A 23121-nucleotide genomic window follows, 5' to 3' on the forward strand; every position below is an offset into this window, starting at 1 on the left:
GTCATGGGACAGAGTAAAGTTGCTTACGGCAAGGTCGCCGCACCGGCGCGCACCGGAGCGGTCCCCAGCAGGGAAAGTCTGATCACGCTGCCGTACCTGACCGGGGTGATGGTGCTCCTTACCCTGGTGTCCATTTTCCACGTCTGGTCCCGGGTCGAGGTTATCGACCTGAACCTGAAGATCTCCGAGTCGGCCCGCCTGCTCAAGGAAGAGCAGCAGGAGAACAAGCGCCTCAAGGTCGAGGTGGCGTCCCTGAAGGCTCCGGCGCGCATCGAGGTGCTTGCCAAAGGTGAACTGGGCATGACCCTTCCGACTGAGCAGCAGGTGGTCCTGGTCAAGTGATCGAGAAACGGGAGAAATGGGCCAGGCTCCGGATGCGGACCGTGGCCGCCATCTTCGCCCTGGTTTTTGTAGTGACCGCCGGGCGTGCCTTCTATCTGCAGGTGCTGCAGAAAGAACGCCTGGTGAAGCTCGCCGAGAAACAGCACCAACGGGTGGTGGCGCTCACCCCGGGACGCGGTGGGATCTTCGATCAGCACAACGCACCTTTGGCCGTATCCATCGAGATGGACTCCTGCTACGCCGAGGTGAAGCACCTGGAGAACGTCCCGGAGGCGGCAACCAGGCTGGCACCGCTGCTGGGTTACAGCGTGGCGGAACTGGAGGCAAAACTAAAGGCGAGCCGCAACTTCGTCTGGTTGGGGCGCCGCCTGGCACCCGAGGCCGCCCAGAAGATCCGGGACCTCGACCTCGAGGGGATCGGATTCGTCAAGGAGACCAAGCGCTTCTACCCGAACTCCGAGGTGGCGGCCCACGTCATCGGCTTCACCGGTACCGATCCCGGGGGGCTCGAGGGGGTGGAGAGAAAGTACGACTCCACCATCCTGGGGAACACCGGCTTCCTGGTCACCCAGCGCGACGCCCTGGGACGCGACATCGACCTGAAGCAGGCCGGCGAGGGGAAAAGCGGCACCAAGGGTAACAACGTCGTCCTTACCCTGGACAAGAACGTGCAGTACATAGCGGAGAAGGAACTCGCCCAGGCGGTCGTGAAAAACGGCGCCAAGGGGGGGATCGCGGTGGTGATGGAGCCGGAGACCGGGCGGGTGCTCGCCATGGCCAACTACCCGACCTTCAACCCGAACAGCCCGTTCAAGTACGGTCCGACCACGCTGAGAAACCACGCCATCTCGGACAGCTTCGAACCGGGCTCCACCTTCAAGATCTTCCTGGTGGCGGCGGCGCTGGAAAATCACGCGATCCGGCCGGGGGACAGTTTCAACTGTGAGAACGGCGTCTACAACTTCGCGGGACGCACCATCCACGACACGCACAAGTACGCGACGCTCACCGTGCCGCAGATCCTTAAGTACTCGAGTAACATCGGGGCGGCCAAGATCGGCAGCCGGCTCGGTCCCGAGCGGCTCTACGCGGCGCTCACCGGCTTCGGCTTCGGCGAGAAGAGCGACATCGACCTCCCCGGGGAAGCGGGGGGGCTGTTGCGCAAGCAGTCCAAGTGGTACGGCATCGACCTGGCCACCATCTCCTTCGGGCAGGGGGTGACCGCCACCGCACTGCAGATCGCCACCGCGGTTTCCGCGGTCGCCAACGGTGGCAACCTGATGAAGCCCTACCTGGTGGATCACATCGCCGACGATTCCGGTAACGTGATCAAGCAGTTCGGCCCCCAGGTCAAGCGTCGGGTGATCTCGCCGGACACGGCCAAGAAGGTGGCCCAGATGCTCGAGGGGGTGGTCAACGAGGGGGGGACCGGTACCGGGGCCGCCGTCGACGGCTACCGGGTCGCCGGCAAGACCGGCACCGCTCAAAAGGCCGATGGTCGCAGCTACTCGGCCAAGAAGCGCACCGCCTCGTTCGTCGGGTTCGTGCCCCTGGAGAACCCCAAGCTCACCATCCTCGTGGTGGTGGACGAGCCGACCACCAGCCCCTACGGCGGCGTGGTGGCGGCACCGGCCTTCAGCGCCATCGCCCAGCAGACCCTGTGCTACCTGAAGGTGCCCCTGGACCACTCGGCGAAGAAGAAGGCCGAACCGGTCCAGGAGAAGAAAGAAGCGCAGCCCGCGCCGGAGGCCGCCGAGGGGGGGACCGTCGAGGGGAGCGTGGTGGCGGGGAACGACGCCGGAAGTATGCCGAATTTCAGGGGCATGAGCATGCGCCAGGTACTGCGCATTATGGAAAAGCGCGGTCTCAATGTTAAACTGCAGGGGAGCGGCCGGGCCGTGGAACAAAGCCCGCCGCCGGGGAGCCGGATCACCACGCAGGATCCTGTCTGGGTCCGGTTCGTCCCGTCCGCATGATATGAAATGGAGGTAGCATGAAACTCCGGGATCTGTTGAGCTGTCTCGAAGGTGCCCAGGTAATCGGGAACAGCGATATTGAAATCGAGGCCCTGCACTACGACTCGCGCAGCGTCGGCCCAGGCGGGCTCTTCTTCGGGCTGCGCGGTGTGAAAAGTGATGGCTGCCAGTTTCTGGAAGCCGCGGTACACGGGGGGGCGGTCGCAGTCGTTGCGGACCGCCCCTGCGCCGTTGCCGGGGCCACCTTTGTCCAGGTGCCCGATGCGCGCCGGGCGATGAGCCTCTTGGCGGCGCGTTTCTACGGCGAGCCGACGGCGGCGATCCCGACCGTGGGGATCACCGGCACCAACGGCAAGACCACCACCAGCTACCTCATCGAAGGGGTGCTGGAAAAGGCGGGCGTCCCTGCCGCGGTACTGGGCACCATCAGCTACCGCTTCGGCGACACGGACATCCCGGCTCCCAACACCACCCCGGAGTCGGTCGACCTGCAGCGCACCCTGCGCGAGCTGGTGGACCTGGGGGCGCGCGGCGTGGTCATGGAGGTCTCCTCGCACAGCCTCGAGCAGCGTCGTGCCGACGGCTGCGTCTTCGACGTCGCGGTCTTCACCAACCTGACCCGCGATCACCTCGACTACCACCTCGACATGGAGTCCTACTTCGCCAGCAAGTTGCGGCTCTTCACCGACCTCAGCACCCCCGACGACCGCAAGCCGCGGCGCCGCGCCGTGGTGAACCTTGACGACCCCTACGGGCCGCGCATCAAGGCCGCCGCCAGCTGCCCCGTCTTGAGCTACGCCATGGCGGGCGACGCGGACGTGACCGTCGCCGAGATCAACTTCTCGGTCAACGGCATCAGCTGCCGGCTGAACACCCCCCGCGGCGAGCTGAGCCTCAACTCCGACCTCCTGGGACGCTTCAACCTGTACAACATCATGGCCGCCGTCACCGCCGGTATCGCCCTGGAGCTTCCCGACGAGGCGATCCGCGCCGGCATCGAGGGGCACAAAAAGGTGCCGGGCCGGGTCGAGCGGGTCAAGAACGACAAGGGGATCACCGTCCTGGTCGATTACGCCCACACCGGGGATGCCCTGGAGAACGTGCTCGCCACGGTAACCGAGCTGAAAACCAACCGGATCATCACCCTCTTTGGCTGCGGCGGCGACCGCGACAAGGGGAAGCGTCCCGTGATGGGGGAGATCGCTGCGCGCCTGAGCGATCTGGCCATCATCACCTCGGACAACCCGCGCACCGAAGATCCCCAGGCGATCCTGGCCGACGTGCGGGCCGGCGTGGCGCCGCTCGGGCTCAAGGAGTACCGCGTCGAGGAGCTGTCGGCAGGGTTCGAGCAGAAGGGGTTTGTCACCATCGAGAACCGCCGCGACGCGATCCGGGTGGCGATGCAGGCTGCGCGCCCGGGCGACATCGTGGTCCTGGCCGGCAAGGGGCACGAGGACTACCAGATCATCGGCACCGTGAAGCACCACTTCGACGACCGCGAAGAGGCCGCCGAGGCGCTGAAGCAGCAGTAGCTGTATCGAATATCGGACACATCCGCATGATCGGATCGGTCCGCTTAAAAATATCGAGCAGGAGCAGTAATGGCACCATTTACCCTTGAAGAGCTGGCCCAGGCAACCGGCGGCACCGTGCTGGGCGAGGTGGGCGCGAGCGCAACCGGCGTCTCCACCGACTCGCGCAGCGTTTCGGGCGGACAGCTCTTCGTGGCCTTGCGGGGCGAGCGCTTCGACGGCCATGACTTTATCCCCGCCGCGGCGCAGCGCGGCGTCACCCTGTTCCTGGTGGACGCCGCCTGGCAGGCGGCCCATGAGCTCCCGGCCGGCTGCTCTGCGGTAGTGGTTGCCGACACCCTGAAGGCCCTGGGCGACCTGGCAGCCTGGCACCGGCGCCGCTTCAAGATCAAGGTAGTGGGAATTACCGGCAGTAACGGCAAGACCACGACCAAGGAGATGCTGGCGCGCATCCTGACCCAGACCGGCCCGGGCCTTAAGACCGAGGGGAACCTCAATAACCTGATCGGCCTGCCGCTCACCCTGTTGCGCCTCACCGGCAAGGAGCGCTGGGCCGTTTTGGAAATGGGGATGAGCGCCTTCGGGGAGATCGACCGCCTGGCGGAGATCGCGGCACCGGACCTGGGGATCATCACTAACGCCTTCCCGGCGCACCTGGAGACCCTGGGGAGCGTGGAAGGGGTAGCCAAGGCCAAGGGGGAGCTCTTCCTGCGTCTGAAAGACGGCGCCTTTGCCATCTACAACGTAGACGATCCGCTCATCTCCAAGTGCCCGACCCACGCCGACGTGAACCGGCTCACCTTCGGCCTGCGCGGCGCCGAGGTAAGTAGCGCCTCCATCAAGAGCCTGGGCAAGAAGGGTGAAAGCTTCACCCTGCGGCTCCCCGGCGAAGAGTTCCCGGTAGAGCTCGCCGCCTATGGCCGCCACAACATCTATAACGCGTTGGCGGCGGCCGCCGCGGCCTACGCGCTGGGGATTCCCGGCGAGGTGATCAAGCAGGGGCTCGAGGAGTTCACCCCGTACGACAAGCGCTTCCAGCTGGAGGAGCATGCCGGAGTGGTGCTGGTCGACGACAGCTACAACGCCAATCCCGCCTCGATGAACGCGGCACTCACGACCCTGAAGGAGATCTGCGATGCCGGTCGTGCCGTGGCGGTTTTGGGCGACATGCTCGAGCTCGGGCTGGGGACCGAAGAGGCCCACCGTGAGCTCGGCAGGCAGGCCGCGGCCAACGTGGAGCGGCTCTACCTCCTGGGCGACCTGGGTAAGCTGATTGCCGAAGGTGCCCTGGGTGCCGGAATGAAATCCGATCAGGTCCTGGTGGCGCAGAGCCACGAAGAGATCGCCACGGACCTGCTGGCCTGGTTGCAGCCGGGCGATTGTGTATTGGTCAAGGGTTCCCGCGGCATGCGCATGGAGCGGGTGGCGCAGGCGGTGCGGGATGCCCTGGAGACTCCGGTGCAAGGAGGAAATAACTGATGCTGTACCACCTGCTCTTCCCGCTCGCCTCGAGCTACAAGCTGTTCAACGTCTTCAAGTACCTGACCTTCCGCACCATCTACGCCATGATCACGGCGCTGGTGCTTTCCTTCATCGTGGGCCCCTGGGTGATCCGCAAGCTGGAGGGGCTGCAGGCCCGCCAGGTGATCCGCACCGACGGCCCCGAGTCGCACCTGAAAAAACAGGGGACCCCCACCATGGGCGGCGTCCTCATCCTGGTCTGCATCATCGTCCCGACCCTGCTCTGGGCCGACCTGCGAAACGCCTTCATCTGGCTTACCCTCTTCATCATCGGCGGCTACGGCCTCTTGGGCTTCTTCGACGACTACAAGAAGGTGGTGGAAAAGAACCCGAAAGGGCTCTCGCCGCGCCAGAAGATGTTCTGGCAGATCCTTCTGGCCGGCGCCGTCGCCATCACGCTCTACAACCTCCCCGGTTTCTCCACCGAACTCTATCTCCCCTTCTTCAAGAAGGTGCACCCCGAGCTGGGACTGCTCTTCATCCCGTTTGTCACCATCGTCATCGTGGGGGCGAGTAACGCGGTCAACCTGACCGACGGCCTGGACGGTCTGGCCATCGGGCCGGTCGCCATCAACGCCGCGACCTACATGCTCTTTTGCTACATCGCCGGCAACGCCAAGCTCTCGGGTTACCTGGCGATCCCGTACGTGCCGGGTGCCGGCGAACTGGCGGTCCTCTGCGGCGCGGTCATCGGCGCGGGACTTGGGTTTCTCTGGTACAACTCGTACCCCGCCGAGGTCTTCATGGGCGACGTCGGCTCGCTCGCCCTGGGCGGCGGTCTGGGAACCCTGGCGGTCCTCACCAAGCAGGAGATCCTCCTGGTGATCGTGGGGGGCGTCTTCGTGGTCGAGGCGCTCTCGGTCATCTTCCAGGTCGGCTCCTACAAGTACCGCGGCAAACGCATCTTCAGGATGGCGCCGATCCACCACCACTTCGAACTGAAAGGTGTGGCGGAGCCCAAGATCATCGTGCGGTTCTGGATCATCACCATCATCCTCGCGCTGGTGGCGATCTCGACCCTGAAGATGAGGTAGCGGGCCTAAGCGGATACTCACCATTTTTTCCGCAAATCAGGGTGGTTTTGAGGTAGTATGCTGAGTTTTTCGGGGACGTTCCGCCCCCGGCGGGGCCCGCCCCGGACTTCGGCATGGCAAGGCGAAAAATGATGGAACTGAACGACAAAAATGTTTTGGTGGTGGGACTGGCCCGCACGGGGGTGGCGGTGGTGCGCTTTCTGGCGCAGCAGGGCGCCCAGGTGACCGTGACGGACATGCGCGACGAGGAGAAACTCGCCGAGAGCCTGGCGGAGTTGTCCGACCTGGAGCTCAACCTGGAGCTGGGGCGCCACGTGCCGCACAGCTTTTTGATGGCGGACCTCATCGTGGTAAGCCCGGGCGTCCCCATGGACATCAAGCCGCTTCAGATGGCGCGCTCCCAGCACCGTCGCGTGGTGAGCGAGGTGGAACTCGCCTCCTGGTTCATCAACGCTCCCATGGTCGCCATCACCGGCACCAACGGCAAGACCACCACGACCACCCTTACCGGCGAGATCTTCAAGGCCTGCGGCTTTGACACCTTTGTCGGCGGCAACATCGGCCGTCCGCTCATCGAGCTGGCCAGCTCCGGCGAGCGGGTGGACCGCGTCGTTGTGGAACTCTCTTCCTTCCAACTGGAGGGGATCGAGAGCCTGCGCCCCAACGTGGCGGTGCTTCTGAACCTGACCGAGGACCACCTGGACCGCTACGCGAGCTTCCAGGAGTACATCGACGCCAAGTTGCGCATCTTCGAGAACCAGACCCCCGAGGATTTCGCGGTCCTGAACATCGACGACCCGCTGGTCGCCGCCTGCGCCGACAAGCTCACGGCACGCGTCTTCCCGATGAGTCGGCTTCAGGAACTGGAAGAGGGGATCAGCTACCGCGACGGGTTCATCACCTTTGCCCACAGCGGCAGGGTGCTCCGCTTCGGGACCGACGGTTTCCGCCTCAAAGGGGTGCACAACCTGGACAACATCATGGCGAGCCTTGCCGCGACGCTCCTCCTGCGCTGCGACGGCGACTGCGCCTACCAGGCGGTGAGCACCTTCAAGGGGCTCCCGCACCGCATGGAGTTCGTCACCGAGTTTAACGGAGTCTCCTGGTACGAGGACTCCAAGGGTACCAACGTGGGGAGCGTAGTGAAGTCGCTGGAGAGCTTTCCCGCCAACATCACCCTGATCGCCGGCGGCAAGGACAAGGGTGGCTCCTACCAGCCTCTGGCCGACCTGGTCGCCAGCCGGGTGAGCCACCTGGTCCTCATCGGCGAGGCGCGGGTGCGCATCAACGAGGAGCTCGGTCACCTGACCGATACCCACCTCACCTCGAGTCTCGAGGAGGCGGTGGAACTCGCCGGCAAGCTGACCCAGTCGGGCGGCGTGGTACTCTTCTCGCCGGCCTGCTCCAGCTTCGACATGTTCAAGGATTACGCGGAGCGCGCCGAGCGCTTCAAGGCCGCGGTACGCGCACTCGAAGAGGAGGCCACGCGGTGAAACGGGTTGAGGGGTTCGACATCATAGTCCTCGTCATGGCGGTGATCCTCACCTGCTTCGGCGTGGTCATGGTCTACTCCGCCTCCTCGGTGATGGCAGCCAAGAAGTTCCACGACGGGTTCTACTTCTTGAAGCGCCAATCCCTCTTCGCCCTGATCGGGTTCATTGGCATGGGCGTTTTGATGCAGATCGACTACCACGTCTGGAAGAAGTGGGCGGTGCCGCTCTTTTTCACCTGTTTCTTCCTGCTCCTTCTGGTGTTTCTCCCCGGCATCGGCGGGACCGCCAAGGGTGCCTCGCGCTGGATCCGGCTTCCCGGGTTCAACTTCCAGCCCTCCGAACTGGCCAAGGTGGCGCTCATCATCTACATGGCCTACTCGCTGGACAAGCGCCAGGACAAGCTGAAGCAGTTCATGTCGGGCTTCTTCCCGTACCTGTTGATCCTGGGCGTCTTCATCGTGGTGCTCCTGTGCCAGCACGACATGGGTGCCGCCATGACCATGGGGGCGGTCGCCATCGTGATGCTCTTTGCCGCCGGGACCCGGGTGCAGTACATCGTCGGCATGCTCCTGGTCGCGCTCCCCGGCGTCTGCTTCCTGATCTTCACCAAGGCCTACCGGATGCGGCGCATCACGGCCTTCCTGGATCCCTGGCAGGATCCCACCGACGCCGGATTCCAGATCATCCAGTCCTGGCTGGCCCTGGGGACCGGCGGGATCTTTGGGCAGGGGCTGGGCGAGGGGAAACAGAAGCTTTTCTACCTCCCCGAGGCGCACACCGACTTCATCCTGTCGGTCTGCGGCGAGGAGCTGGGTTTCATCGGCGTCATCGTGATAGCCTCCATGTTCCTGTTGCTGGTGCAGCGCTCCATACGGGTGGCGATTGCGGCCGAGGATAACTTCGGTCGCTTCCTTGCGTTCGGGATCGCGATTCTCATCGGGCTGGAAGGTTTCATCAACATGGCGGTGGTCACCGGGATGCTCCCCACCAAGGGGATCGCGCTTCCCTTCGTGAGCTACGGTGGCAGCTCGCTGATTATCACACTCTGCGCGGTGGGCATCCTGCTCAACGTGTCCACCAAGATGAGGGTTGCGGCATGAGGCTGGTCATTGCAGGAGGCGGTACGGGGGGGCACCTCTTTCCCGGCATAGCGATTGCCGAGGAGTTCCTGGCGCTCAACCCGGCCAACGAGGTGCTCTTCGTCGGCACGAGCCACGGCATCGAGGCGCGCCTGCTCCCCAAGCTCGGCTACCCGCTGGCCCTCATCTCGGCAAGCGGCGTGAAGGGGCTCGGCACGGCCAAAAAGTTCCTGAGCGCGGGGCGCATGCTCTACGGCTACGCCCAGTCCCGGAAGATCCTGAAGGAGTTCCAGCCCGACCTGGTGCTCGGTGTCGGCGGCTACGCTTCGGCTCCCCTGGTCATGGCGGCACGCGGCATGGGGATCAAGAGTTTCATCCACGAGCAAAACGCCTTCCCCGGCCTGGCCAACAAACTTTTGGGGCGGTTCGTGGCGCGCGTCTTCATCTCCATGAAGGAGGCCGAGACCTTCTTCCCGAAGAACAGCACGCTCATGACCGGCAACCCGATCCGCAAGGAGATCCTCTGGGGCTTCCAGGAGCGCGCCCAGCGCGTCAGCGAGGTCTTCAGCCTGTTGATCTTCGGTGGCAGCGCCGGCGCGCACCGCATCAACACGGCGGTCATCGAGGCGCTTCCTTTTCTGGAGGGTGTGAAGGAGAAGCTGCGCATCACCCATCAGACCGGTGAAAAGGACCAGGTGCTGGTGCGCGATGCCTACCGCACCGCCGGGTTTCAGGCCCAGGTGACCAGTTTCATCGACAACATGTCCGCCGCCTACGGAGCCGCCGACCTGGTGGTCTGCCGTGCCGGAGCGACCACCATCGCCGAGATCACCGCCTGCGGCAAGGCCTGCGTATTCATACCGTTTCCCTACGCCACCGACGACCACCAGCGCAAAAACGCTGAGTCGCTGGTGAACGAAGGGGCCGGTTTCCTCATCGTGGAGGAGGATTTAAGCGGGGAGGTCCTGGCCACGCAGGTGAGGGAACTCATGGAAGACCCGAAACGCCTGGCCGCCGTGGAGCGCAACGCCCGAGGCCTCGCGCAACTCGACGCCGCCCAGGTCATCGTGTCGGCGATGATGGAAAAATAGAAACCGTTCTACGTTCTTCGTTAGGGCAGGAACCAGCAAGGGAACGTTTTCCAAGGTAGAACCTAGAACAACCTTTAGGAGTTTTCGTGTACGGAAAAATAGAGAAGATCCATTTCGTCGGTATCGGCGGCATCGGCATGAGCGGCATCGCCGAGGTGCTCCTGAACCTGGGCTACAAGGTTTCCGGATCCGACCTGCGCGCCTCGGAGATAACCGAGCGCCTCGCCGGACTGGGTGGCGAGATCTACTTTGGCCACGCCAAGGAGAACCTGAACAACGTCGACGTGGTGGTTATTTCCTCCGCGGTGCACGAGGATAACCCCGAGGTGGTCGAGGCGCACCTGAACCTGATCCCGGTGATCCCGCGCGCCGAGATGCTCGCCGAGCTGATGCGCATGAAGTACGGCATCGCGGTGGCCGGCACCCACGGGAAAACCACCACCACCTCGATGGTAGCGACGCTCCTCTCCAAGGGGGGGATCGATCCGACCATCGTGATCGGCGGGCGCCTCAACTCCATCGGCACCAACGCGCGCCTCGGGCAGGGGCAGTTCCTGGTGGCCGAGGCGGACGAGTCGGACGGCTCCTTCCTGCTCCTGTCCCCGACCATCGCCGTGGTGACCAATATCGACGCCGACCACCTGGATTTCTACAGCGGCATCGAGGAGATCAAGGACACCTTCGTCGAATTCATCAACAAGGTTCCCTTCTACGGACTGGCGGTCCTCTGCCTCGACAACCCGAACGTGGCAGAGATCCTCCCCAAGGTGAAGAAGCGCTTCACCAGCTACGGCCTGTCGGCCCAGGCCGACTTCCGGGCCACCGAGGTGAAGCTCTCCGGCTTCTCGACCAGCTTCGTGGCGCACCACAAGGGAACCCGCCTGGGCGAGATCTCCTTCGCCATGCCCGGCGCCCACAACGTCTTGAACGCCCTCGCCGCCATCGCGGTCGCCATGGAACTCGACGTGCCGTTCGAGACCATCCAGGCCGGCTTTGCAGCCTTCGGCGGTGTCGGTCGCCGCTTCCAGATGAAAGGTGGCGCCAACGGTGTCATGGTGGTTGACGACTACGGCCACCACCCGACCGAGATCCGTGCCACCCTGGCCGCCGCCAAGTCGGGGTGGGATCGCCGCCTGGTCGTCGCGTTCCAGCCGCACCGCTACTCGCGGACCAAGGAACTCTTCGAGGAGTTCGTCACCGCGTTCCACGATGCGGACGTGCTGCTCCTCACCGACATCTACCCGGCGGGCGAGGCTCCCATCGAAGGGGTCACCGCCGAGGCGCTCAGCACCCGCATCCGCAGGCACGGCCAGAAGGACGTCACCTGGATCTCGGACCGCGAGGCCCTCTACCAGCACCTGGAGCAGGTGCTGCAGCCGGGCGACATCCTGCTCACCCTGGGTGCCGGTAACATCTGGCAGGTGGGCGAGGTGATGCTGGAGCGGCTGGCAGCCAAGGGGGAGCAGTAACCTTGCTGAACGGGCTCGAGACCGTACTGGCGGGGTTGCGCGGCGAGGCGAGAAGGAACGAACCGATGGCACGCCACACCTCCCTCAAGGTGGGCGGACCCGTGGCGCTCTACCTGGAGCCGGCGGACTTAGCCGATCTGCAAAACGCCCTGGCCGTGCTCCGCAAGGAGCAGATCCCCTACTTCGTGGTAGGCGGCGGCTACAACCTCCTGGTGCGGGACGGCGGTTTCCGCGGCTGTGCCATATCCCTCAAACGCCTGGATCAGCTGCTGCTGCTTCCCGGGCAGCGGCTGGAGGTTGGCGCAGGGGTCAGTAACGCGAGACTCTGTAAAACCGCCGCCGAGTCTGCCCTGAGCGGTATCGAGTTCCTGGTCGGCATTCCCGGCAGCTTCGGCGGCGCGCTCACCATGAACGCCGGCGCCCACGGCGGGGAAACCCTGAAGCGGGTGGAGAGCCTGGTAACCGTGCGCAGCGGCAAGGTGCTCAGCAGAACCAGCGACGAACTCGACTTCGGCTACCGCCACCTCACCCTGGAACCCGGTGAGGTCGTGGTCGCCGCGACGCTCCAGTTGGCAGAGGGGGAGCGCAGCAGCGTAGAAACAACCATGAAGGATTTCCTGGCGCACCGCGGGGGGGCGCAGAAGGTCGGCTTTCCCAACGCGGGATCCTTCTTCAAGAACCCCCCCCGGCAGCAGGCCTGGCAGCTCATCGACCAGGCCGGCCTGCGCGGCTACCAGGTCGGTGGTGCGCAGGTCTCCGAGGTGCACACCAACTTCCTGGTGAACCGCGGGGGCGCCAGCGCCGGCGATTTCCTGAAACTGGCGGCACTCATCAAGGAGAAGGTGCTGGCGGTAAGCGGCGCCGAGCTGCAGGAAGAAGTCCGGATCGTCGGGGAAGACTAACGATAGTAAGGAACACGCCATGACGCTTGAGGAGCTTAAAACTAAAAAGATCGGTGTCCTGATGGGCGGGCTTTCCGCCGAGCGCGAGGTGTCGCTGAAAAGTGGCGCCGCAGTGCTGGCTACCCTGAAGGCCAAGGGGTACCGGGCGGTGGGGATCGACGTGAGTCGCGACCTGCCGGGGCAACTCGCGGCCGACGGCATCGAAATCGCCTTCGTCGCCCTGCACGGTCGCTTCGGCGAGGACGGTTCGGTCCAGGGCGTCCTGGAGCTCATGGGGATCCCCTACACCGGCTCCGGCGTACTCGCCAGCGCGCTCGCCATTGACAAGGTCTTCTCGAAGATCGTTTTCCGCTCTGCCGGGCTTACCGTGGCTCCCTACCAGGTGCTGCGCCGCGGCGAGAAACGTCCGCTCTCCTTCGCGCTCCCCGCGGTGGTGAAGCCGGCTCGCGAAGGGTCCTCGGTGGGGGTCAGCATCGTCAAGGACCCGGCCAACATGGACGCTGCGCTCGACGAGGCCTTCCGCTACGACCATCAGGTGCTGGTGGAGCGTTTCATCGACGGCCGCGAGGTGCAGGTCGGGATCCTGGACGGCACGGCGTTAGGTGCCATCGAGATCGTCCCCAAGAACGAGTTCTACGACTTCGAGGCGAAGTACACCCCGGGCATGGCGGACCACATCCTGCCGGCCAGGCTGCCGTCTCCGATCTACGCCGAGGTTTTGAAGGCCGGTGAAGTGGCCCATGCCGCCTTGAGCTGCGACGGTTACAGCCGGGTCGACTTCCTGGTGACCGAGGCGGGCGAGGCCTACATCCTCGAGGTGAACACCCTCCCGGGGATGACGGACCTGAGTCTCTTGCCGGAAATCGCCCGCGGAGCGGGTATCGATTTCCCGGAACTCATCGAGCGGATACTGCTCGGCTCGGGACTTAAAATTTAAATTGCCTGGCGACGTTAAAAACGATTGACAATCGGCAATCGAAAGTGTGAAAACAGTCAGTTATTAACCGACGGACGGTCGGGGAGATTTACGGTACTTCATGCGCGACATGCACGTAAAAAATAAGCGCCAGGCTCCGCAGAACCGGGTGAAGAAAGCACCCAAAAAGCGGAAGCCGATCAACTGGCGCCCGATCCTTACCTGGCTCTCCAGGGGGATCGGCGGGGCGGCCCTCGCGACCGCGCTGGTGTTCGGCGGCGTGCATCTCTACCGGTTCGTGGCGCACACCACCTTCCTGCGTCTGGAGGCCATCGAGGTGTCGCAGCTTTCCCGGCTCTCGCGCAGCGAGATCATCGCGCTGGCCGGGGTGAAACCGGGCGACCCCATGCTCGGCATCAAGCTTAAGTCGATCGCGGAAGAACTCTCCAAGAACCCCTGGATCGAGAAGGTCCAGGTGCAGCGTTTCTTCCCGCACACCCTCTCCATCCGGCTCGCCGAGCGCACGCCGCGCGCGGTCGCCAACGTGGGGTGCCTCTACTACGTGGACGCCAAGGGGGAGCTCTTCAAGCCGCTCATGGAAGGAGACCAGCTCGACTACCCGCTGGTCACCGGGCTCACCGAGCAGGACGTGCAGGGCGACCCCAACGGGAGCAAGGAGGCGCTCAAGGGGGCGCTGGCGCTCATCGACAGCCTCAAGGCCGGCCAAGTGTTCAGCCTCGAGGACGTCTCCGAGATCCACTACGACAAGGGATACGGCTTCACCCTCTTTACCATGCAGGGGGGAGTTCCGGTGAAGCTCGGTAACGGCGGCTTCGCCGACAAGCTGGCGCGCCTGGGGAACATCTATCGGGACCTCAAGCCCCAGATGCAGGCGTTGGACTACATTGACCTGGATTACAGTGACAAGATCATAGTGAAAAAAGCGTAGCAACAAGGGGGGGAGCATGTCCGGCAAAAGGGATAATCTGATCGTAGGTCTCGACATCGGCACGACCAAGATCTGCGCCATCGTGGGGAACCTGACCGAGGACGGCCTCGACATCGTCGGGATCGGTACCAGTCCGTCGAAGGGGCTCAGGAAAGGCGTGGTGATCAACATAGAAAGCACCGTCGCGTCGATCAAGAAGGCGATCGAGGAGGCGGAGCTGATGGCCGGTTGCGAGATCAAGTCGGTCTACGCGGGGATCGCCGGCGGACACATCAAGGGGTTCAATTCCCAGGGTGTCATCGCCATCAAGAACCGCGAGGTTTCGCCCGAGGACGTGAAGCGGGTCATCGAGGCCGCCAAGGCGATCGCCATCCCGATGGACCGCGAGGTAATCCACATCCTCCCCCAGGAATTCATCATCGACGATCAGGACGGCATCCGCGAACCGCTGGGGATGAGCGGCGTGCGCCTGGAAGCCAAGGTGCACATCGTCACCGGTGCCGTGGCGAGCGCGCAGAATATCGTGAAATCCTGTAACCGCGCCGGCCTCGAGGTCGCCGACATCGTCCTCGAGCAGCTCGCTTCCTCCGAGGCGGTACTCTCGGCCGACGAGAAGGAACTGGGCGTGGCGCTGGTGGACATCGGCGGCGGCACCACCGACATCGCCATCTTCGTGGACGGCGCCATCAAGCACACCTCGGTGCTCTCCCTGGGCGGCAACCACCTCACCAACGACATCGCCGTGGGGCTCAGGACTCCGATGGCCGAAGCCGAGCGCATCAAGCAGAAGTACGGCTGCTGCCTCTCCTCGCTGGTCGGCAAGGACGAGACCATCGAGGTCCCGAGCGTGGGCGGGCGCAAGCCGCGCATCCTGTCGCGCCAGCTCTTGTGCGAAATCCTCGAGCCGCGCGTCGAGGAGATCTTCACCCTGGTGAACCGTGAGATCGTGAAGAGCGGTCTCGAGGACCTGATCGCCTCGGGCGTGGTGATCACCGGCGGCAGCACCATTTTGGAAGGGATGCCGGAACTCGCCGAGCAGATCTTCAACCTGCCGGTGCGCCGTGGACTGCCGCAACGCATTGGTGGACTGACCGACGTCGTGAATTCACCGGTTTACGCAACTGGAGTAGGCCTCGTCGTCTATGGCAGCAAAAACATCGGAGTGCATGAATTCCCCACTGCGCAAACCGATGATACTGTCTTCCGCAGGGTGACCAGAAGAATGAAGGAATGGTTTGGAGAGTTCTTCTAAAAAAAACGTCTTTTGACGGCATTTTGAGCTTCCAATCGTCAGCAAAAACCTGTATAAAAACGCCTAATATTGATTAACCGCCGGGGGGCGCGACAAAAGGGGAGAGCGAATATGTTTCAGTTCGATGAAAGCATCGACCAGAGTGCGAAGATAAAGGTCATAGGTGTCGGTGGTTCCGGTGGCAACGCCGTTAACACCATGATCACGTGCGGGGTTACCGGGGTCGATTTCATCGTTGCAAATACCGATGCACAGGCGCTTCGCATGTCGAAGTCGCCCATGAAGATCCAGCTCGGAGCCCAGCTGACCAAGGGCCTCGGCGCCGGCGCGAACCCCAACGTGGGACGCGACGCCGCGCTCGAGGACAAGGAGAAGTTGGCCGAGGCGCTCAAGGGCGCGGACATGATCTTCATCGCGGCCGGTATGGGGGGCGGCACCGGTACCGGCGCGGCTCCCATCATCGCCGAAGTGGCTCGCGAGCAGGGTGCGCTCACCGTGGGCGTCGTGACCAAGCCGTTCACCCGCGAGGGGCGTCAGCGTCTGGCCAAGGGTGAGGACGGCATCAAGGAGCTCAAGAAACACGTCGACTCCCTGATCGTGATCCCCAACGACCGTCTGCTCGGCCTGGCCGGCAAGTCCATGTCCATCCTTGATGCCTTCAAGCCCTCCGACGACGTGCTGCGTCAGGCGGTGCAGGGTATCTCTGACCTGATCACCCAGTCCGGTCTGATCAACGTCGACTTCGCCGACGTCAAGGCCATCATGAGCGAGCGCGGCATGGCCATGATGGGTATCGGCATTGGCAACGGCGAAAACCGCGCCATCGACGCCGCGGTCCGCGCCATCTCGAGCCCGCTGCTCGAGGACATCGACATCTCCGGCGCCAAGGGGGTCCTGGTCAACATCTCCGGCTCCGCTTCCATGACCATGGACGAGTTCGACGCGGCCAGCAAGATCATCCACGAGAAGGTGCACGAAGACGCCAACATCATCATCGGTCTGGTGATCGACGAGAGCCTCGAAGAGACCATCAAGATCACCGCCATCGCTACCGGCTTTGGCGACCGTTTCGATCTCGAGAAGGGGCGTCACGAAATGAAGAACGTGGCACCGCTCGTCAAGCAGACCGAGATCAACCGCGAGATCCCGACCTTCATCCGCGAGAAGCAGCAGCGCGACACCCGCACCAGCCATCGCAACAGCTTCATGATGGAAGACGAGGACCAGTACGACATCCCGACCTTCCTCAGGAAGTCCGTCGACTAGATCGATCTGCAAAACCAGTTGAAAGTGCCCGGTCCCCCGAAAGGGAGGCCGGGTTTTTTTGTGCCTCCTTGCAGAATACCTGCTCCTGTGTCCCCGTCATTTTTCCATCCGCCATGGTAGAAGATTTCCGATTGACGCTGGAATCCTCCGGGTGATATACGTGCATATACACGCATCAGTAAATGCGGCAGGAGCACGCAATGAAAACTCCCAATCCGAATCCCAGTGTCTGCAGTTGCGTCAATCTGCGCCGGGCCTCCCGGGCCATCACCCGGATCTACGACAAGGCCCTGGAGCCGGTGGACCTGAAGATCACCCAGTACTCGGTGCTGGCCAACGTGGCCCGCTCGGGTCCCTTGAGTAGCAGCAACCTCGCCAGGATCCTCAGGCTGGACCGCACCACGCTGGTGCGCAACCTGAAGAGTCTCCAGGCGGCCGGCTTCATCGAGGACCACCCGGAGGCCGGCGATCCGCGTGAGCGTGCCATCCGCATCACCGAGGCAGGGCACCTCATGGTCGATAAGGCGCGGCCTCTTTGGGGACTGGCGCAGCGGCAGATTGAGGATCACCTGGGAAGCGCTGCGCTGAACCAGCTGACGACCCTCGTCACCTCCCTGGAAACCCTCTCTGATCACCTTGTTTTGAACCACCTGGAGGAATCCCCGTGACACACCACGACGACGCACCACCTTATGAGAACCCGCCACCGGAAAAAGGGCGCCGCCTGCACTATGCCTGGTTCGTCGCCGCCATCACCTTCCTGACCCTGCTCACCGTGGCGGGGATCCGTTCCACACCGGGCGTACTCATCGTTCCCCTCGAGCACGAGTTCGGCTGGACGCGGGCCACCATCTCCATCGCCATCTCGGTGAACCTTTTGCTCTACGGCCTCATGGGCCCCTTTGCCGCTGCGTTCTACGACAAGATCGGGGTACGGCGCACCATGGCCATCGCGCTCACCCTGCTCGCGGTCGGCGTTAGCGCCACGACGCTCATGACCCGGCCCTGGCACATGGTGCTCATCTGGGGGGTGCTGGTCGGCTGCGGGGCGGGTATGCTCACCAACAGCCTGAGCGCCACGGTCACCGCGCGCTGGTTCCGCAAAGGGCAGGGGACGGTGATGGGGGTCCTGACCGCGAGCGTCGCCACGGGGCAACTCCTGTTCCTCCCGTACCTCGCCTCGCTCACCGAGACCAAGGGGTGGCGCAGCGCGGCACTGCTCATCGCTTCCGCTGCCCTGGTCATCCTCCCCCTGGTGCTCGTCATCATGCGCAACTACCCGGAGAGCGTCGGCCTGAAGCCCTACGGTGCACCCCCGGACGAGCCGGACCAGACCCTGCTGCGCCCCACCGGCAACCCGTTCCGCATCGCGCTGGGGGGGCTGGAGCGAGGCATGCACTCCCGGGACTTCTGGCTTCTGGCGGCAAGTTTCTTCGTGTGTGGGGCGAGCACCAACGGGCTCATCGGCACCCACCTGATCCCGGCCTGCGTCGATCACGGCATCCCCGAGGTACAAGCTGCCGGGCTGCTTGCCATGATGGGGGTACTCGACCTTTTCGGCACCACGCTTTCCGGGTGGCTTTCGGACCGCTACGACAGCCGCAACCTGCTCTTTTGCTACTACGGGCTGCGCGGGCTCTCCCTGATGGGGCTCCCCTTCGCCCTGGGGGGACCGCAGTGGAGTCTCACCGCCTTCGCCATCTTCTACGGCCTGGACTGGATCGCCACGGTTCCCCCGACCGTGCGGCTTACCGCCGATTCCTTTGGCAGGGAGAACGTCGGGGTGATGTTCGGCTGGATCTTCGCCAGCCACCAGGTTGGCGCGGCGCTCGCCGCCACGTTCGCCGGCACGGTACGGACCTACCTGGGCGATTACCTGGTCGCGTTCCTCTTGTCCGGCGTCATCTGCCTGCTCGCGGCCGGGTTGGTCCTGCGTATCAACAAGGCAGCACTGCCTGGAATACCGGCAGACGCAACCAACTAGGTGAGCCCGGGATAGCTGCCGCTTGCCGGGGGGCAAGGGCCGGTGGAAACGCCGGTCATCTGCTTTTTTGCCAATACCTTACGCGATATAGCGAAAATTGGCAGGGGTGTCAGGGCATTTGGTGCGCAGTGAGGTGAAAACTTAGCTGCGCAGAATCAGCAGGTTGTGCCTTTGATACAGATCCCCTCCTGAAGTGGCATGTAAGTTGTAAAACGATGGCACAAGATCTACTGGCTTCACTTTGATACTCGTTCCTGTTGCACTTGATGAGGCACTGCTATGACAAAGGACACTCTGCACGGCACTACATGCGAGTGCACGGCTCTTGATGAACAGGAGTCCTGCAACTGCGCTTGTGAAAATGACAGCATTCTCTCGAACACCAGTGACAAGGTTATCGATTTCAAACAACGCACCAGCGAGCTGCGCCAGAAGGGGCTGCTCTCCTCGTCGGTCTCCTCCTTCCAGGCTACCCGCTCTCTCGCCTTCGGAATCATGTACCTGACCGGCGAAGGGGTGGTGCGCGACACCGCTCGGGCCGCCGAGTTCCTCGCCGTCGCAGCCAAGGGGGGGATTCCCCAGGCCAAGCACGAGCTGGCCAAGCTGCACCTCGAGGGGGTGGCGGTTCCCTACGATCCAGATTACGCCCGTCTGCTCCTGGAGGGCGCCTCCCGCGACGAATACCTCCCCAGTACCGTCTACCTGGCCGAGATGTACCTGTTTGGGAAAAACGGCCCGAAGGATATCGAGGAGGCGCTGGAACTCCTCTACGCCGCCGCGTCCAAGAGCGAGCCGGCCGCCATGTACTACCTGGCGCTCATCTACGACAAGGAGCCCGAGTACCAGAACTCCTTCGAGGCGGCCTATTGGTACCGCCGCGCCGCCGAATACGGTCACTTCAAGTCGCAGATCAGGCTGGCAGCTCTCTACGCCATGGGACTTGGGGTGCCGCAGTGCCCCGAAACCGCCCAGGCCTTCCTGGACGTGGCCCAGGAGTCGCTCGAGGAACAGGACCCCCGCTTTCTGCTCTGGCAGGGGGAGCACTTCGTGGCGCAGCCCGAGACCGAATTTCTGGCCCAGGCCCTCATCAAGGCCGCCGCGGACATGCACCACACCCCGGCCCAGCGCGTTCTGATGCAGCACGGTTGGCGAGGTTAACGACTCATTTCGATGACCAGCTACGGTCACCTTTGTCCCGCTCGCCCCCTCGGTCCGCCGAGGGGGTATTTTTTTACCGGCGGAGCCTTCACTCGTCCAGAAAGCCCACCCACTTGACCCTCAGGGTCGCCACGCCGAACTCCACTTCGACGATCCCCTTGATGAGGTAGGGGCGGCGCTGCGAGAGCTTCCGGCAGAACCTCGCGTAGACATCGGGGAAGAAGGTGGCGTCGAAAATGGCGCTCACATCCTCGAAGGAGACGAACTCCATCGGCCTGCCGCGCTTGTCCTCCACCATCTTGGTGGTGATCCACCAGCCGACCATGGTGACCCACTTCCCCGCGTAGTCGAGCATCTCGGCACCTTTGATGGGCCGGTGCCTGAGCCAGGCCTCCTTGTACAGGGTAAGCGGGTGGCGCGAGACCAGGAACCCGAGGCTCTCCGACTCCTGGCGCAGTACCAGCCGCGCGTCGTAGGGGGGCGGGGCAGGGAGCTCGGTCTGCTGCTCGAAGAGGAGCCCCGAAGTCTTTTGCTGGGAGTGCAAGAGCTCCCACAAGAGCGCCGGGCGCCGGGTAAGCCCTTCGATGCTGTCGAAACAACCCGCCTTGATGAGCCGCTCGCCGTCGGAGCGGCATACCGTCACCCGCTCCAGGAACTCCTTGAAGGAGCGGAACCTGCCGCGCTCGCGCTCCTTCACGAGCTTTTCCGCCCCCTCCCGGGTCAGCCCCTCGATCTGCATGAGCCCCACCCTGAGGCTCTCACCCGTGCCGCGGTACGGGTAGTCGCTGTCGTTGACGTCCGGCGGCAGGATGGTGAGCCCCAGCCGCCTCGCCTCGGAGATATAGGCGAAGGCCGAGTAGTAGCCCCCCTGGTTGGAGATAACCGCTGCCATGAAGGCTGCCGGATGGTGCGCCTTCATGAAGGCTGCCTTCCCGCTTAACAGCGCATAACTTGCCGAGTGCGGTTTGCAGAACGAGTAGCCGGAGAAGGAGAGGATCTGCTCCCAGATTTGGGCGAGCACCGCTTCGCTCACCCCCCGTGCGGCGCCCCCTGCGAAAAACTTGGTTCGATAGTCGGCCAGGCGCTTCTCGCGGTGCTTCTTGGTGATGATCTTGCGCAGCTGGTCCCCCTCGTAGGCGGAGAACCCGGCGAGCTCCATGGCGATCTGGGTGATCTGCTCCTGGTAGATGGCGATCCCGAAGGTCTCGTCGAGGACGCTCTGTAACAGCGGGTGCAGGTGGCTCCAGGGCTTTCCCTGCACCCGGGCGACGTACTCCTGGATGAAGCTGTTAGCGGCGGGACGGATGATGGACGAGGCCTGCACCAGCACCTCAAAGAGGTCGAGCCCGAAGGTCGCGCTGGTGGCCGTCGTGCTCCAGATCTTGCGCAGCAAAAGCCGGATCGAGGGGGATTCCAGGTAGAAGCAGCCGATGGTACCTCCGCGGCGCAAGAGGTCCTGGGTCTTCGCGTCGTCCAAGGGGCGCCAGGAGGCGTAGTCGATCTCGCCCCCTCCCTGCTTCTTGACGCTCGCCATGGCGTCGCGGATCACGGCCAGAGAACGGTTGCCGAGGATGTCGATCTTTACCAGTCCGGAATCCTCCGCCTGGTCCTTCTCCCACTGGATGAGCGGCAGTCCCTTGCGCGAGAGTTCCACCGGGACGTACTTGCGGATCTCGTCCGGCACGATGACCAAGCCGCCGCAGTGCAGCGAAAGGTGACGCAACTGGCCCCCTAAGCGCTGCGCGGTACCGATGATCTCCTGCCAGTCCGAAGAGATTCGCTCCCCCTTAAACAGCGGGTGCGAGGAGATGGCGGCCGCGGTCTGCTCCGATTTCCAGAAACCCGAGATCCGCTCGGTCATCTCTTTTATTTCGTAGTCCGGCAGGCCGTACACCTTGGCCACCTCGCGCAGTGCCGAGCGCCCTTTGAAGCCAACATGGTTGGCAACCATGGCGGCACGCTGGGCGCCGTAGCGGGCGAAGGCGAAATCGAGGATGGCGTCGCGCTCGTCCCAGGGGAAATCGATGTCGATGTCCGGCGGATCGGTGCGCCCTTCGTTCAAAAAACGCTCGAAGAAGAGGTTGTGTCGGATCGGGTCGACGTGGGTGATCCCCAGGCAGTAGGCGACCAGCGAGGCCGCCGCGCTCCCCCGGCCGCAGGTGCGCTCGGACTGCTTGGAGATCTCCTCGACCACCAAAAAGTAGTGTGCGAACCCCTTGTCGCGGATGATGTCGAGTTCCTTGGTGAGCCGGGACTCGACCTTCCCGTCGATTGCCCCGTAGCGCCAAAATGCCCCCTCACGCGCGCGGCGGGTAAGCTCGGAAAAGGCACTGTCGCCCCCGAGACCGCGGAAGGCGGGAAAGATGGTACGCGAGAAGTCCCAGTCATTGCTGCAGAGTTCCGCCACCCGGAGGGTATTTCCCAGTGCCTCGGGGCAGTGTGGGAAGAACTCGGCCATCCGCTGCGGCGGGTGGAAAAGGTCGGCGTCGCAGGTATCCTCCGGCTTCAGGCGGGATAGTTTGGTGTTCAGGTGGATCGCCCGGAGCACGCGATGCAGGTGGAGGTCTGGGTGTTCCAGCATAACTGCCCGCGCGGTGGCGACCGGCGGGAGGTCGAGGTCGCGCGCCAGGGCGAGCGAGCGGTGCAGCGCATGCCCGGGGGAGAGTTCCACGAAGAGTGCGGCGGGCGATTGGCGCTTCAAGGTCGCTACCAGCTTGGCATCGTCGCTCAGTACGACCACGTTGTGCCGGTACTCGGTGAGCGCCTGGACCAGGTTGAACTCCCTGCGGCAGTGCAGCTCCGAGACCAGCCGGGAGATGTTGGCGTAGCCTTCTTCGTTGCGGGCCAAAAGGACGGCGCGATGCTCTGCGGTCACCGCTTCGGTGCCGATGAGCGGGGTGATGCCGGACTCCCGTGCCGCCTGCAGGAAGCGGGGGATGCCGTAGAGGCCGTTGCGGTCGGTAAGGGCAAGGCTTCGGTATCCAAGGGCCCGGGCCGCGGCGCAGAGCCGCTCCGGTGCATGCAGACCCCAGTTGGGGGACAATGATGAGTGGACGTGCAGATGGACGAACATTTGATGAGGCCTTCCAGGTAATAATACGCCTGTGCTTGTAGGTGGCGCCGGGCGGATCATGGTTGGGAATTATCTTGCCCAAGC

The 23121-nt window shown here is 63.8% G+C and carries 18 protein-coding genes; 17 read left to right on the forward strand and 1 reads right to left on the reverse strand.

Annotation, left to right across the window (positions count from 1 at the left end; translation table 11 throughout):
- Positions 1–3: 3 nt before the first annotated feature.
- The 17 genes from ftsL to H7688_RS12530 all read left to right on the forward strand — a co-directional run bounded on the left by ftsL (position 4) and on the right by H7688_RS12530 (position 19964).
- Entirely contained in the window at positions 4–342 is a 339-nt protein-coding gene (ftsL, locus tag H7688_RS12450; RefSeq protein WP_183361440.1) for a cell division protein FtsL, read from the forward strand.
- Positions 339–2318, forward strand: a complete 1980-nt coding sequence (locus H7688_RS12455; RefSeq protein WP_183361441.1) for a PASTA domain-containing penicillin-binding protein — start codon at positions 339–341, stop codon at positions 2316–2318. The genes ftsL and H7688_RS12455 overlap by 4 nt, the downstream gene beginning before the upstream one ends.
- 17 nt (positions 2319–2335) lie before the next feature.
- Positions 2336–3850 (forward strand): UDP-N-acetylmuramoyl-L-alanyl-D-glutamate--2,6-diaminopimelate ligase, encoded by a 1515-nt coding sequence (locus H7688_RS12460; RefSeq protein WP_183361442.1) that lies wholly within the window; start codon positions 2336–2338, stop codon positions 3848–3850.
- Positions 3851–3919: 69 nt separating this feature from the next.
- Positions 3920–5329: a UDP-N-acetylmuramoyl-tripeptide--D-alanyl-D-alanine ligase gene (locus H7688_RS12465; protein ID WP_183361443.1), complete on the forward strand. Its 1410-nt coding sequence runs from the start codon at positions 3920–3922 to the stop codon at positions 5327–5329.
- Positions 5329–6405 carry a phospho-N-acetylmuramoyl-pentapeptide-transferase gene (mraY, locus tag H7688_RS12470; RefSeq protein WP_183361444.1) on the forward strand — a complete coding sequence of 359 codons (1077 nt, stop codon included), beginning with the start codon at positions 5329–5331 and terminating at the stop codon, positions 6403–6405. The genes H7688_RS12465 and mraY overlap by 1 nt, the downstream gene beginning before the upstream one ends.
- A gap of 131 nt (positions 6406–6536) precedes the next feature.
- A complete protein-coding gene (gene murD, locus H7688_RS12475; protein WP_183361502.1) occupies positions 6537–7898 on the forward strand; it encodes a UDP-N-acetylmuramoyl-L-alanine--D-glutamate ligase in 1362 nt (453 codons plus the stop codon).
- Positions 7895–8998, forward strand: coding sequence for a putative lipid II flippase FtsW (gene ftsW / locus H7688_RS12480; protein ID WP_281379465.1), 1104 nt, complete (start codon positions 7895–7897; stop codon positions 8996–8998). The genes murD and ftsW overlap by 4 nt, the downstream gene beginning before the upstream one ends.
- A complete protein-coding gene (gene murG / locus H7688_RS12485; RefSeq protein ID WP_183361445.1) occupies positions 8995–10068 on the forward strand; it encodes an undecaprenyldiphospho-muramoylpentapeptide beta-N-acetylglucosaminyltransferase in 1074 nt (357 codons plus the stop codon). The genes ftsW and murG overlap by 4 nt, the downstream gene beginning before the upstream one ends.
- An 86-nt stretch (positions 10069–10154) precedes the next feature.
- Positions 10155–11537 carry a UDP-N-acetylmuramate--L-alanine ligase gene (gene murC, locus H7688_RS12490; protein ID WP_183361446.1) on the forward strand — a complete coding sequence of 461 codons (1383 nt, stop codon included), beginning with the start codon at positions 10155–10157 and terminating at the stop codon, positions 11535–11537.
- 2 nt (positions 11538–11539) lie between these two features.
- On the forward strand, positions 11540–12439 hold the full coding sequence (gene murB / locus H7688_RS12495; protein WP_183361447.1) for a UDP-N-acetylmuramate dehydrogenase: 900 nt from the start codon (positions 11540–11542) through the stop codon (positions 12437–12439).
- A 19-nt stretch (positions 12440–12458) separates the two neighbouring features.
- Entirely contained in the window at positions 12459–13376 is a 918-nt protein-coding gene (locus tag H7688_RS12500; RefSeq protein WP_183361448.1) for a D-alanine--D-alanine ligase, read from the forward strand.
- Positions 13377–13476: 100 nt separating this feature from the next.
- Positions 13477–14304, forward strand: a complete 828-nt coding sequence (locus tag H7688_RS12505; RefSeq protein ID WP_183361449.1) for a cell division protein FtsQ/DivIB — start codon at positions 13477–13479, stop codon at positions 14302–14304.
- Between the two features lie 16 nt (positions 14305–14320).
- Entirely contained in the window at positions 14321–15556 is a 1236-nt protein-coding gene (gene ftsA / locus H7688_RS12510) for a cell division protein FtsA (RefSeq protein WP_183361450.1), read from the forward strand.
- A gap of 111 nt (positions 15557–15667) precedes the next feature.
- Entirely contained in the window at positions 15668–16822 is a 1155-nt protein-coding gene (ftsZ, locus tag H7688_RS12515; RefSeq protein ID WP_183361451.1) for a cell division protein FtsZ, read from the forward strand.
- A gap of 200 nt (positions 16823–17022) precedes the next feature.
- Complete coding sequence (locus tag H7688_RS12520; protein ID WP_183361452.1) at positions 17023–17490, forward strand: MarR family winged helix-turn-helix transcriptional regulator; 468 nt, start codon at positions 17023–17025, stop codon at positions 17488–17490.
- Entirely contained in the window at positions 17487–18806 is a 1320-nt protein-coding gene (locus H7688_RS12525) for an MFS transporter (protein WP_183361453.1), read from the forward strand. Before H7688_RS12520 ends, H7688_RS12525 begins: the two co-directional genes overlap by 4 nt.
- 279 nt (positions 18807–19085) lie before the next feature.
- Entirely contained in the window at positions 19086–19964 is an 879-nt protein-coding gene (locus H7688_RS12530; RefSeq protein WP_183361454.1) for a tetratricopeptide repeat protein, read from the forward strand.
- Between the two features lie 88 nt (positions 19965–20052).
- Here H7688_RS12530 and H7688_RS12535 read toward each other — a convergent pair whose 3' ends face one another.
- The gene (locus H7688_RS12535; protein ID WP_183361455.1) at positions 20053–23037 is read right to left on the reverse strand and encodes a DNA polymerase III subunit alpha; all 2985 of its coding nucleotides are present in this window, start codon (positions 23035–23037) and stop codon (positions 20053–20055) included.
- Positions 23038–23121: the final 84 nt, after the last annotated feature.

The organism is Geomonas limicola, assembly GCF_014193675.1.
Taxonomy (GTDB): Bacteria; Desulfobacterota; Desulfuromonadia; order Geobacterales; family Geobacteraceae; genus Geomonas; species Geomonas limicola.